The sequence below is a fragment of the Coleofasciculus sp. genome, assembly GCF_046539235.1.
Taxonomy (GTDB): Bacteria; Cyanobacteriota; Cyanobacteriia; order Cyanobacteriales; family Coleofasciculaceae; genus Coleofasciculus.
Genome location: NZ_JBKHHI010000211.1, coordinates 1 through 11,336, shown reverse-complemented (window position 1 = coordinate 11,336; position 11,336 = coordinate 1). Strand labels below are relative to the sequence as shown.

12 protein-coding genes and 1 pseudogene are annotated in these 11,336 nt (G+C 45.7%); 4 read left to right on the top strand and 9 right to left on the bottom strand.

Annotated elements, in window-relative coordinates; all coding sequences use genetic code 11:
- Positions 1-59: 59 nt before the first annotated feature.
- From ACLFWI_RS18100 to ACLFWI_RS18090, 3 genes are all read right to left on the bottom strand, one after another.
- Positions 60-1,004 carry a diguanylate cyclase gene (locus ACLFWI_RS18100; RefSeq protein ID WP_446414072.1) on the bottom strand — a complete coding sequence of 315 codons (945 nt, stop codon included), beginning with the start codon at positions 1,002-1,004 and terminating at the stop codon, positions 60-62.
- A gap of 41 nt (positions 1,005-1,045) precedes the next feature.
- Complete coding sequence (locus ACLFWI_RS18095; protein WP_446414071.1) at positions 1,046-1,714, bottom strand: hypothetical protein; 669 nt, start codon at positions 1,712-1,714, stop codon at positions 1,046-1,048.
- Between the two features lie 136 nt (positions 1,715-1,850).
- A complete protein-coding gene (locus tag ACLFWI_RS18090) occupies positions 1,851-3,923 on the bottom strand; it encodes an S-layer homology domain-containing protein (protein ID WP_446414070.1) in 2,073 nt (690 codons plus the stop codon).
- Positions 3,924-4,012: 89 nt separating this feature from the next.
- Here ACLFWI_RS18090 and ACLFWI_RS18085 point away from each other — a divergent pair, with 89 nt between their 5' ends.
- The gene (locus ACLFWI_RS18085; protein WP_446406385.1) at positions 4,013-4,216 is read left to right on the top strand and encodes a hypothetical protein; all 204 of its coding nucleotides are present in this window, start codon (positions 4,013-4,015) and stop codon (positions 4,214-4,216) included.
- A gap of 52 nt (positions 4,217-4,268) precedes the next feature.
- Here the strand turns inward: ACLFWI_RS18085 and ACLFWI_RS18080 are convergent, their stop codons facing one another.
- Complete coding sequence (locus ACLFWI_RS18080) at positions 4,269-4,898, bottom strand: hypothetical protein (RefSeq protein ID WP_446406384.1); 630 nt, start codon at positions 4,896-4,898, stop codon at positions 4,269-4,271.
- A gap of 174 nt (positions 4,899-5,072) precedes the next feature.
- On the opposite strand from ACLFWI_RS18080, the gene ACLFWI_RS18075 reads away from it, so the two are divergent.
- On the top strand, positions 5,073-7,106 hold the full coding sequence (locus ACLFWI_RS18075; RefSeq protein ID WP_446414069.1) for a cation:proton antiporter domain-containing protein: 2,034 nt from the start codon (positions 5,073-5,075) through the stop codon (positions 7,104-7,106).
- Positions 7,107-7,567: 461 nt separating this feature from the next.
- Here ACLFWI_RS18075 and ACLFWI_RS18070 read toward each other — a convergent pair whose 3' ends face one another.
- The 3 genes from ACLFWI_RS18070 to ACLFWI_RS18060 all read right to left on the bottom strand — a co-directional run bounded on the left by ACLFWI_RS18070 (position 7,568) and on the right by ACLFWI_RS18060 (position 9,099).
- Positions 7,568-8,200 carry a type I restriction endonuclease gene (locus ACLFWI_RS18070; RefSeq protein WP_006102638.1) on the bottom strand — a complete coding sequence of 211 codons (633 nt, stop codon included), beginning with the start codon at positions 8,198-8,200 and terminating at the stop codon, positions 7,568-7,570.
- Positions 8,201-8,506: 306 nt separating this feature from the next.
- On the bottom strand, positions 8,507-8,809 hold the full coding sequence (locus ACLFWI_RS18065; RefSeq protein ID WP_446414073.1) for a formylglycine-generating enzyme family protein: 303 nt from the start codon (positions 8,807-8,809) through the stop codon (positions 8,507-8,509).
- 152 nt (positions 8,810-8,961) lie between these two features.
- Positions 8,962-9,099, bottom strand: coding sequence for a hypothetical protein (locus ACLFWI_RS18060; protein WP_446414068.1), 138 nt, complete (start codon positions 9,097-9,099; stop codon positions 8,962-8,964).
- Positions 9,100-9,208: 109 nt separating this feature from the next.
- Between ACLFWI_RS18060 and ACLFWI_RS18055 the strand changes: the two genes are divergently transcribed.
- Together ACLFWI_RS18055 and ACLFWI_RS18050 are read left to right on the top strand one after the other, a co-directional pair.
- Complete coding sequence (locus ACLFWI_RS18055) at positions 9,209-9,565, top strand: DUF433 domain-containing protein (protein WP_446406378.1); 357 nt, start codon at positions 9,209-9,211, stop codon at positions 9,563-9,565.
- Positions 9,562-9,924: a DUF5615 family PIN-like protein gene (locus tag ACLFWI_RS18050; RefSeq protein ID WP_446414067.1), complete on the top strand. Its 363-nt coding sequence runs from the start codon at positions 9,562-9,564 to the stop codon at positions 9,922-9,924. The genes ACLFWI_RS18055 and ACLFWI_RS18050 overlap by 4 nt, the downstream gene beginning before the upstream one ends.
- A 259-nt stretch (positions 9,925-10,183) precedes the next feature.
- On the opposite strand, the gene ACLFWI_RS18045 is transcribed toward ACLFWI_RS18050, so the two are convergent.
- A complete protein-coding gene (locus ACLFWI_RS18045) occupies positions 10,184-10,882 on the bottom strand; it encodes a hypothetical protein (protein ID WP_446406376.1) in 699 nt (232 codons plus the stop codon).
- Positions 10,869-11,336, bottom strand: a pseudogene (locus tag ACLFWI_RS18040) (AAA family ATPase); the annotation flags it as partial. The gene ACLFWI_RS18045 and the pseudogene ACLFWI_RS18040, both read right to left, overlap by 14 nt.

The window sequence follows — 11,336 nt, the reverse complement described above, 5'->3', positions numbered from 1 at the left end:
GATGGGTTGGATTAATTTGTGCGGTAGTTCATGTTCATTTTTCCATTTATTTCCAATACCTAATGCAATGCAACCCGATTGTATCCCTGACTTTTGGCGTGATAGAGTGCCTTATTCGCTCGTTGAATAATTACCTCAATGTTGGCATCATCTAATTGATAGCTAGCTACACCAACTGTTACGGTCATTTGCACCTGTTTATCGCCAATGCCTATGGTAATTTGTTCCAGCCGCTTTCTCAAACGTTCAGCCACACGCACCGCCCCAATACTATCAGTTTCGGGAAGTAATGTGACAAACTCTTCACCGCCAAATCGTCCACAATAATCTGCCTCACGTAATGAACCAACGATGCTTTTTGCCACACCCTTAAGCACTTCATCTCCCATCGTATGCCCATACTCATCATTGATTTGCTTAAAGTTGTCAATGTCAATCATCAGGATAGACATGAAACGTTTGTAACGAGAGGCTCGATTAAATTCTTGATAGCCAACCGTTAAAAAATGGCGGCGATTCCAGAGTCCAGTCAGGGGATCAGTAATCGCTAATTTCCTCAACAAATTCGTTAATTTTTCCTGTTCTTTAGCCAATCGATTCAATTGCTTTTGAGTATGCTTTAATTCTAAATGAGTTCGGACACGGGCAAGAATTTCTGCTGGATTAAAGGGGTGAGTAATTGTATCGGCTGCGCCCTTCTCAAATGCTTCAATTAAATACTCTTGTTCACGAATCGTCCGCATCAGGATAATTGGACTTGTTGTTAGGGGAGGTGGAGACTTAAGATAGTCGCACAACTCTAATCCACTCATTTTGGGCATGGTTAAAGCCATAATAATTAAGTCAGGCTTATCCAGGTGTACACGCTCAATCGCATCCTGTCCGTTGCTGACAAGAATTGTTTGGTAGCCTTCTGCTTCTAAAATGACATGGATAATTTGTAAATTATTGGGATTATCATCAACAATCAAAATTAGGAAGTTTTCCGGAAAAAATTGTTTCATTGGTCATTATCCCTCACCCTCGGCTATCTTGAGTTCCCTGATTATGACTTATGACTTGATTGACACTCTAGCGGTTGGGCGACTTGTTTAAGTTTCAGATAAAAGTCCGAATCATCAGGCGGTGGCGTAAATTGATCAATGGGGTGGTGATTAGCTTCGCGACGAGACCCATCCACTGGATCAGGAAGACTGGTATGATCGGGAGAAGGTAGGTCTGGAGGTGTGCGATCGCGTTCCCTAACCCGTTTCGTTTCTGTTTCAGTCTGGGCGGGCGTTTGCGGTGATGCTTCAACGGATTCTGTCGCCGATTCAGTGACAACAAATTCCTCTGACTGAACCACCGCAACCGTAGAACTTAACTCAAACATATCCGGGAAACCCCCCATTAAGGACATCGATTCGGGCGTCGTATCAACGGGGGCGTTCAAATCTTGAGGCAGTTTGCGACAAATCAACCGTTCAAACTCATGATTAAAGCGATAGATAGGCTGTTCTCGTCGCCCCCAGACAGCCAAAATTTGTTCAACCGAAATCGCCTTATACCGTCCCTGATACAAGGCTTCAATGACCGCCAAACGAATCCACTGGGCGGGATAGTCTTCCAACCAAAACTCAACTAATTCTGCCGCAGAATATCCCCTCAGTTCAAATCCATAGTGACTGAGTAACTCCACGGCATAAAAAATAGCTGAATCTATCTCATTGGTCATTCGTCTTATGTCTTATGTCTTATGTTGATTGTTCATGGTTCATTGTTGATTGGTAATTCTCTTCCCCAGCTTCCCCAGCCTCCCCATCACCCCATCACCCCATCACCCCATCACCCTCGCCATTCAAGACTCAACACTATTGCATTTGCACAATATACGAGGAATTGATAGCATTGACACGCTCTCTTTGCACCAATGCTTGATACAGAAACGCCGTGGCATCGGCGCGGGTGGCAGCTTGTTTCGGGTTTAACCAGGTGGGTTTGGGATAATTGACGATAATCCCGGCTTGAGTAGCCGCCGCTACAGCAGATTGGGCGTAAATGGGAATATTATCTTGATCTTGGTAAATTTCCAAGCGGTTTCCCTCTGCCTCAGGTAAAGAAAGCCCTTGGACTAAGGAGACAATCAACTCAACCCGCCGTAAACTTTGTTGAGGGTGAAAGGTTTGGTCGGGAAAACCGGAGAGGAAGCCGCCGCGATAGGCTTGACTAATTACGGCTGACGCCCAGAAGTTGGTGGGAACGTCGCTAAATTGAGTGGCGGGGCGGATGGGTGTAGGGTTAAAGACTTTCACGACTAACGCCGCATATTGCGCCCGATTTAAGGGGGCATCGGGTTTAAAGCTACCATCGGCAAAGCCGCTAATCAAGTTTAATCCGGCGAGAGGGCGAATAAAATCAGCCGCCCAATGATTTTGAATATCGGTAAACGAGGGAACATACCCTGAAGGGTTAACAATATAAGGGGATGAGATAGCCGAGGCTTCGCCAGTTGAGACTAACGCCTGGTAAATTAAGGCAGCGACTTCAGCGCGGCTAATCGCTTGCATGGGTTTGAGTTCTTGAGGGCGGGGATAATTCACCACCAATTGCCGTTGTGTCGCCGTAGCAATGGCATCTGTAGCATAGCTGGGAATCTGGGCGCGATCGCGGTAAAACAAGAGTAGGTTGCCATTCCCACTCCCTAATCCCAACCCATTCACCACCGAAACCAGCGCCTGGGTTCGGGTCAGATTTTGTTGGGGGCGAAACGTGCCATCAGGGAATCCAGAGATAAATCCCATACTCGCCGCCTTGCGAATCGCCGCCGCCGCCCAAAAGTTATCCGCGACATCGCGAAATGAACCCGATGTCGCCCCCACCTGGCGCGGTAAGTTAAAGGTTTGGGCAATAATCGCCGCATACTGGGCGCGGGTAATATTCGCTTCCGGCTTAAATGTGCCATCGGGAAACCCGCTAATTAACTCCCGTTTAACTAATTCCTGAATAAATCGACTTGCCCAATGATTGCCCAAATCACTAAACTGAATGGGACCCAGGGCTGATGCCGGAACCTCTGCTGCACTCAAGGTAACTGCACCAGAAATACGGGCAGGATTTAACCAGTTGCCCACCGAAACTAAGGTCAATGACGTACTATTTTGTAAATCAACATCACCATTATCTTGTAAGATATTCCCGGCTGGGTCTTGACGACTGCCTAAATTGGGTTGGGCAGACCCATTGACAATTAGCCCCCCATTGGTATTTTTTTCAATCCGGTTACGGCGCAGAACGGGTTTAGCTTGGCGAGAAAGAACAATTCCCGCCTTATTATTGATTAACGTATTATCAGCAATTAACGGAGCCGCATTATCACTCAGGGCAATCCCATACCCCGTCCGTTGACAGCGATTGCGCCGCAGTTCCCCTTTCGCATTTCGCACCAGAAAGATACCACTGGAAGCATTGTCACTCAATTCATTATCCATAATTAAGGGTTTTGCCGTCCCCGTGACAAAAATCCCCTCCCTACCGCAACGAGTTAGAGTAGAATTCGCGATAATCGGGGCGCTGGATTCAATCCAAATCCCGGTTCCCTTAGCGACTGGATTCGTCACCGTCACCCCGCGCAATTCCGCTTGAGAATCAGGTTTAACCGTAATAGATTGACTGCCAAAACTGGGGCTATTATAATCACCACTCCCCACCAAGGAGATATCCTTACCTTTACTGGATTCATCGCCGATGATAATCATCCCAGAGGGAATCACAATCGGGAATCGCTCCCCGTTAGCTGTATTGTACATCCCCGATGCCAAGAGAATCATGGTGTCAGCCTTAGCTTGTCCAATGGCGTGGGTTAAGGTACGGAAGGGAGCATCCGCAGAGCCGGTATTCCTATCTTGACCCGTTGTTGGATTGACATAGAGAGTAGATTGAACCATATAATTTAGAATTTCCGATATTAAGGTGAATGGCACTGAAATAAGCATTTTTGGCTTGCCGAAACCCTTGATATATCGTAGGGTGGGCAATGCCCACCACCATGCCAGTCAGTGCTATTCATATTAAGGTAGCCTATACCTATAGCGATTTTAGATTTGTCGAGACGTGCAATGGCGCGTCTGGAAGCCAGGGAATCCGCGAACGCTTCTACGTTTGTGTAGCTGTGGTTTCAACCGCCCAATTATATAATGTCTGGCTCAATCCCCTGTGTCAAAAAGTGGGGCGGGTTTAGTCCCATCTGGGTCAAGAAAAAAACGATAGTAGTAAAACCCGCCCCTACTTAATCACGAATCACCTATCACCAATTCTGGAAGAGTCTTAAAGGGTATTGCTAAAACTCCCAAAATCCGGCTCACCTCATTAATAAAATAGTCGCGTTTATCAATAAAAACAGTCTTATCGCGTAACTCCAGAAATTTCCACTCCGTTCCCGTCGTTACCGCCCCAGAAATACTCTCCCTTGGCTCCTCATTGCTTTGGTTAAACAGTTGAGCCGCAATCATTACAGCAATACACTGCGCCAAACCCGACTTAATATTTTCATTCTTAGCTTCAACCAGGATGAGAACGGGAGTCCGAATTTCATAAGAGTCTGGGGAAGCCGTCAGAATATAATCACAATATCCATTTAAGCCAGCGTCAGGAGCAACATTGAACTCCGACCCCGAGAAAAAGCCAATTTTAAACCCAAAGTGTCGCCGCACCTCCAAAAGCACAGGAGTAATAATTAACTCAGCCCGTGCCTTTTCGGTATTGATGGCAGTCGCCAGGGAAACATTTTCTGTTAACGTCTTATGCAGATACTCACTGGGCAGCAGTTCGGGGATGCCCGCAAATAAGTCATCAGGTTCTTCCAGACTTAACCCAAATGATTCTCTAATGTGAGCCAAAGTTTTGAAGTCACTATATGCCATAGTAATTCTCCTTTTTCATTGATCCTTTATTAAGCAGCCAGCCATGTTATTCCTCACCTAATCCATTTCATCAAGAATCATTCATAATTCAGATAGGGCAGGTTTAGGGACATCAGGGTCACCAAAAGCCTTAGTCGTGGAACCCGCCCCTAAACCCTCAAAACATCCTCCTCTATGATGTATCCTACCTTAACGGCGGTTGCTTTATTCCCGAGTCCAATTACTGACCCTGTTGCCGTCTTCTTAACCATTTTGGCAATTATGTTAGTCGCGCCACTCCTGTTTGAACGGTTGCGACTTCCGGGTATTGTTGGCTTAATTCTGGCGGGTGTGATAGTTGGACCCAATGTCTTGGGGTTATTAGAACGGGATAGTACCATCATCCTCTTGGGAACGGTGGGACTGTTGTTTTTAATGTTTATGGCGGGACTCGAAACCAGCCTGGATGACCTGAAATATAATGCCGATAAAGCGGCAATTTTTGGTTTAGCCACATTCTCTTTGCCGATGATTCTGGGTACGGTGGCGATGTTACTTCTGGGATATAGTTGGTTAGCATCGATTCTAGTCGCGTCCTGTTTTGCCACCCATACACTTTTGGCATTACCTATCCTCACCAAGTTGGGATTAATGCGGACGCAAACCGTAACCACAACCTTGGGTGGAACGCTGATTACCAATGTTTTGGGACTCTTAGTTCTGGCGGTAGTCGTGAAAGCCCATGGGGGAAATCTGACGCTAGGGTTCTGGTTGTTTCTGATTCCCGCCCTCACTATCTATACAGTAGCGACGTTATGGGGCGTCCCGAAACTGGGGCGCTGGTTCTTTCGCCAATTTGGACATGATGAAGGGGCGGAGTTTATTTTTGTTCTAGCTACATTGTTTGTGGTGTCTTACGCGGCGGGTTTAATTGAAATTGAACCGATTATTGGCGCATTTTTAGCCGGAATTGCGATTACCCAAATCATTCCCCAATTGAGTCCATTAATGAATCGGATTCAGTTTATTGGTAATACCTTATTTGTGCCATTCTTTTTGATTTCTGTGGGCATGTTAATTGACCCGCTAATTTTAGTCAAGCAGCCGAAATCAATCTTGGTGGCGTTGGTGATGATTGGCGCGGAAATGGTGAGTAAGTTTGGCGCGGCTTGGATACCGGGGAAGCTATTTGGGTTTCAGTTTCCTAGTATTATGGTCATGTTTGGGTTGTCCATGGCACAGGCGGCGTCTACCTTGGCGGCGATTACCGTAGCATACCAAATTAAACTGGTGGATCAATTAACCGTAAATGGGATAATTGCGATGATTTTAGTCACCTGTGTAGCGTCTCCTTGGATTACCGAACGCTGGGGAAAACAAGTGAAACCTCACGGACAACAGGAGGGAGGAAATCAAGGAAAACCGCCATCGTTGGCAAAGCGGGTATTAGTACCTGTGGCGAATCCCAAGACGGAAGATAATTTATTACAATTGGCATTAATTTTAGCGAAAACAGCCAAGGGAACCTTACTTCCCCTGCATGTTTTATCGGATAAAACCGGACTCATTTCCCCAGAGGCGAAGATGCTACAAACCCAGCTTTTAGCGGCGGCGGAACGAATTGCCCATGCAGCAGTAACTAAAGTAGAACCGATTGGGCGGGTGGATGATACGATTGACCGAGGGATTACCCGCACCGCCGCCGAACGAGAGGCGACGTTGATTATTTGTGGCTGGAAGGGGTTTTCCACGACTCGTGAGAGCTTTTTTGGCAGTGTGATTGATAATGTAATCTGGCGCTCTCAGGTTCCGGTATTAATTGCCCGATTCTCGCAGCCGATTGAGAATACTGCACGAGTGGTATTAGCGGCGACGGATCAGGAGACGGTATCGGTGACATTTAAACCGACGGTGACGTTAGCGCAAACCTTAGCAGGGGCGTTGAAAGCCACGTTTCGATTGGTGATTGTGGTGACGGGAGTCGGGGAGTTTGACTGTCAGCCAAGGGAGTGGGGGTTGGCAAGTAGGAGTGGGTTGGTACAGGTGCGGGGGAATTTTGTACAGAACGTGTCGCGGATGGTGCAACGTCATGATTTACTGATTCTCACGGCAAGTACCCATCCCAGCTACCTTTTGGCGATTCCCACATTGGGGGGAGAACCAGAGGCGATCGCACGAACACAGCAAGACACTTCTATCATTGTCGTACATTTTCCCAGCAGTAGCTGAAAAAGGTGGGGAGGTTTTGTGTAGGGGCGGGTTTGACGACTATCGTTTCTTACCTCACCTAGATGTAACTAAACCCGCCCTGACTCCTGCACAATCTTCACTCCTCCTCCTTATCCACTAAATCGCCGAGATAGAGTTCAATGAACATCTCGGCGGCGACGGGATTGATTGTATTCAGCGCTTTGACAATATCCGCAACGGTTTCGGCTGTTGGGTCTATTTTTTCATGAAACCAACGAAAAACAGTCTTTGAACCCGTTTTCAGTAAGCCCCAACACCCGCCAAGAACTCAAGTTCTTGGCTAAAAGCTCAACTCGTCTAAAGACGACTCAAACTCTTATCCAGTCAGCCTGAGTATGTCAACCGTGCGATCGCATCGTGTAATTCCTCTTTTGTATAAAGGGTATTGGATTTTACCCGAATTTATTGGCTAAACCCGCTTCTACTACCGAACCCACACTCTAATCCTGGAGAACCGCAGCTACCCGCTTGAAGATTTGAAGCACATCATAAAGCTGGTTACGGCGAGGAAGAAGCGAAAATACATCAGATATATCGTACTCAGGAAATGCTTGTTGGCTTAACTTCAAAAAAGCAAACATCCCCCCATTTGTCACCATACCATAAACGGGTTGATCAGGATGACGGTTCGCCATCATATAAGCCAAAGCTTGGGGAATCGCTAACTCAATATTGAGATCACTGTGTTTAGCTTCCAGTACCACAACCCAAAATTGCTCCAACACGACCAAAAAATCTATCCGTCCCCGCAAAATCTCATCATCAACAACAGTCGTAATTTCAACCGATACTTCTGATCGCAGCTTAAAAGGGAAATCATAAAAACCCGCCAATTCCAGCAAACGAGACACAACAATCAAATTGACCGCTCCCTCGGCTAAGACTCCATCGGCTCGATGATAGCGGTATCTGTCTCTAATCTGGTCTAACGTAGCTTGCTCCTGTTGGGTGAGTTCAGGCAAGTTCTCAAACCATTCTGTAAAGAATTGTTCATCTTCCGTTCGCCGAAGATTAAACTTGTTATGGACATCGTTTAGGGTTTTAATCGTTTGGGTAATTGCGGTTTGAACCATCTGTCTGGTTTTGTTTCAGTTGTTATAGTTGATTTTACACTTCATAGGTTAATACCAAGAGGTGTAGGGTGCGTTAGGCGCATAGTTTTTATTCACTTTTATTCCCAACAGAATATCCGTGCGCCGTAACGCACCAACCAAGGTGATGCTGAGGCTTGTTACTCGCGATCGCGTGACATGATGGATTTTAATTTTGACTTATTATCTGCCGCTAACGGCTATTACTAAATAGATTTCAATATTATACAAAATTACGGCTTTGAAGCCAAAAAAGCTAAGCGGGCAAGAAGGTAAAAGAGAAAAGGGCTACGAAAGAATCCTGGGAACGACACGCACCATTCGCAACCCAACGTTGTAGTCTCTGAGGTCAGGATCGTAGTCACCACGGTAAGCACAACGGCAGAACTTCGGGTCGCCGCTCCAACTACCACCGCGTAGTATTTTTGTCGCATTTTTGTGACTGGACAACCAAGCATTACCCTTCGTTGGAGCTTTTTCATAACTTTTGTGATAGTCATCTTCACACCACTCGAATACATTTCCGTGCATATCGTAGAGTCCGAAAGCGTTGGCAACCTGAAAATATCCGACTGGCTTAGTTTGTTCTATTTTTGTATTATTTTTGTATTTTGATAGCCAAGCACTACCATTCGTTGGTGCATTTTCATAACTATCGTAATAGTCATCTGGGTAATTGGATAGCGTCCTATAAAAAATGATGGAACAGTCACTCGATGTTGGGGACTTTCATTTTTTCTTCGCTATAGCTCATCTTCCGGTGAACCCATTAGGAATGTACCACCAGGAATCAGCGTCATCTCCAGTCCAACATTTTCGGATAGAACTTCCGTGTAATATTGGGCTTGTCTTTGTTCTTTGCGGATAACCAGTTTTACCATATATTGTAGGGGCGCACCGACGTGCGCCCAGAAACCCTAATCACCTGACACCACCTTAAAATGGTACAACAGGAATAAAGAGAAACCCCACCCAATCAGCAGAACACTTATGCAATTAGAAGACTACTTTGATTTTTTAGCCCCTGATGATATTCGCCTTAAAGGAACACGCATCGGCATTGAACATATCCTCTACCAATATATCCATCGCGCTCAAACTCCAGAAGCCATAGCTGAACGTTATCGAACCGTAACACTAGAACAGGTTCATGCGACTATTTTATATTATTTACACAACCAAGAAACTGTTAGTGCCTATCTAGCCGATTGGTTGGCATGGAGTCATCAGATGCGAAAAAAACAGCAAGAAAATCCACCGCCATTTATTGGAAAACTACGAGCATTGAAGGCAAAAAAACAAGTAGATACTCAAACTGAGATTTCAACCTTAGAGGTCAGTGGATGATCATTAAGTATCTTCTCGATGAGCATATTCCCCTGGTGTATCGCACACAGATGTTGCGAAGTTACCCCCAATTGCAAGTATGGGTGATTGGTGACCCCAATGCACCACCTAAAGGCACTCCTGATCCAGACATTCTATGCTGGTGTGAAGAAAATCGATTTATTCTGGTTACCAATAACCGGAAAACAATGCCTGTTCATTTAGCAGAAGATCTGGCAGCCAATCGCCATGTACCAGGGATATTTATCCTCAATGAGGATATGACTATGGGACAAATTATGGAGGAGTTAATTATTGTGGCAGAAGCAGCTTTAGAAGATGATTACCAAGACCGCATTAGTTTTATGCAGTTACTTTAAAAGTCGCAGATGTTATTGTGTAGGGTGCGTTAGGCGCCTAGTTTTTATCCACTTTTATCCCCCAAAAACACCCGTGCGCCGTAACGCACCACCTGGATTGTAATCACCTGGGTTGGTGCGTTACGCTTCGCTAACGCACCCTACAAATTTATATTTACACAACCAAGAAACCGTGAGTGCATATCCAGCCGATTGGTTGGCATGGAGTCATCAGATGCAAAAACAACAGCAAGAAAATCCGCCGCCATTTATTGAAAAATTACGAGCATTGAAGGTACAAAAACAAGGGGATTTTATGGGCGGGTGAAACTGTAACTGTATGCTGTGGTCTTTCCCGCTGAAAATACTCCCAATCATATTTTTCACACAGTCTCTCTATCTCCTCATCCTCCGTCCCCATCCAAAATGTACCACCGGGGATATAAACCATATCCAGGCTAATACCATCGCCTAAGTCTTCCGTAAAATAGTGAGCCGTTTTAGTTTCAGTGTTGATAATTTCCCCTTGGCGGTTCACCGTAACCGTCTCAAAACTAAATTGATTCAGCTTTTCAACAACCCTATCAGCAGACTCACCATCATCTGTATCGATAAATACAACCTCAAACGTATAGGTATCCAGGCTCAATTCTTCTACCTCTGAACCCGGAACTGTCTCCTCTCCCTCTGCGGCAACCTCATAACCCAAGTGCTGCAAAATATCCTGAGTCACTCTGGCAAAAGGCTTGACAATTGCCCCAATCTCTTCATTTTCAATCTGGTCTGGATTTCGCAACCAAGCGACAAACTCTCGTAGGGTTTTACCCAGTTTCTTCGCCAAATCACGAGACACTTGATCCAACACTTGCTCACTATCAGGAACGGGAACCAACTTCAGTAATTCTTCCCGCACCCCATCGATAAAGTCATACTGGACTTGCTCTGGAGTCGTCTCTGGGGTAATCTCTGTCAATTTCATCAATGAGTAATACTCTGGGGTGATAGCTGGGTAAAAAGGCGGTTCCTACGGCTCCTAATTGTAAATATTGACCGATGTTTTCTTCGAGTTGCTGTGGTGGGGCTTGACCTAATTCTTGTTTGAGTTTGAGCAATTGTAAGTTTTGCAGTCGCGCGATCGCGTCATAGTTATAGAGTCCATTCTGGAGATTGGTACGAGTGGTGATTGACCAAGCTAGAACTGATCCGAGTTGCAACTCATACGCGATCGCATACGCTAGAGAGGTTTTCCCAGAACCCGGACGTCCGGTGACGAGGAGGGGACGACGCAGATAAATTGCCGCATTGACACCTTCTATGAGTTCCTTGTACGCCTGATAGATTTTCGCTTTTTTATCTGGAGTGTCTGGATCAATTGTATCATGGTTTTTTGGTGGGTAAAGTACCCGAAAACTTTTGCCCCGTTGATAGTCTCG

Excerpts from the sequence above, each read along its gene's own strand:
- ACLFWI_RS18070 (WP_006102638.1), bottom strand. The coding sequence starts at position 8,200 with ATGGTTCAAACCGCAATTACCCAAACGATTAAAACCCTAAACGATGTC.
- ACLFWI_RS18090 (WP_446414070.1), bottom strand. The coding sequence starts at position 3,923 with ATGGTTCAATCTACTCTCTATGTCAATCCAACAACGGGTCAAGATAGG.
- ACLFWI_RS18050 (WP_446414067.1), top strand. The coding sequence starts at position 9,562 with ATGATCATTAAGTATCTTCTCGATGAGCATATTCCCCTGGTGTATCGC.
- ACLFWI_RS18100 (WP_446414072.1), bottom strand. The coding sequence starts at position 1,004 with ATGAAACAATTTTTTCCGGAAAACTTCCTAATTTTGATTGTTGATGAT.
- ACLFWI_RS18045 (WP_446406376.1), bottom strand. The coding sequence starts at position 10,882 with ATGAAATTGACAGAGATTACCCCAGAGACGACTCCAGAGCAAGTCCAG.
- ACLFWI_RS18080 (WP_446406384.1), bottom strand. The coding sequence starts at position 4,898 with ATGGCATATAGTGACTTCAAAACTTTGGCTCACATTAGAGAATCATTT.
- ACLFWI_RS18085 (WP_446406385.1), top strand. The coding sequence starts at position 4,013 with ATGCCCACCACCATGCCAGTCAGTGCTATTCATATTAAGGTAGCCTAT.
- ACLFWI_RS18095 (WP_446414071.1), bottom strand. The coding sequence starts at position 1,714 with ATGACCAATGAGATAGATTCAGCTATTTTTTATGCCGTGGAGTTACTC.
- ACLFWI_RS18055 (WP_446406378.1), top strand. The coding sequence starts at position 9,209 with ATGCAATTAGAAGACTACTTTGATTTTTTAGCCCCTGATGATATTCGC.
- ACLFWI_RS18075 (WP_446414069.1), top strand. The coding sequence starts at position 5,073 with ATGATGTATCCTACCTTAACGGCGGTTGCTTTATTCCCGAGTCCAATT.
- ACLFWI_RS18060 (WP_446414068.1), bottom strand. The coding sequence starts at position 9,099 with ATGGTAAAACTGGTTATCCGCAAAGAACAAAGACAAGCCCAATATTAC.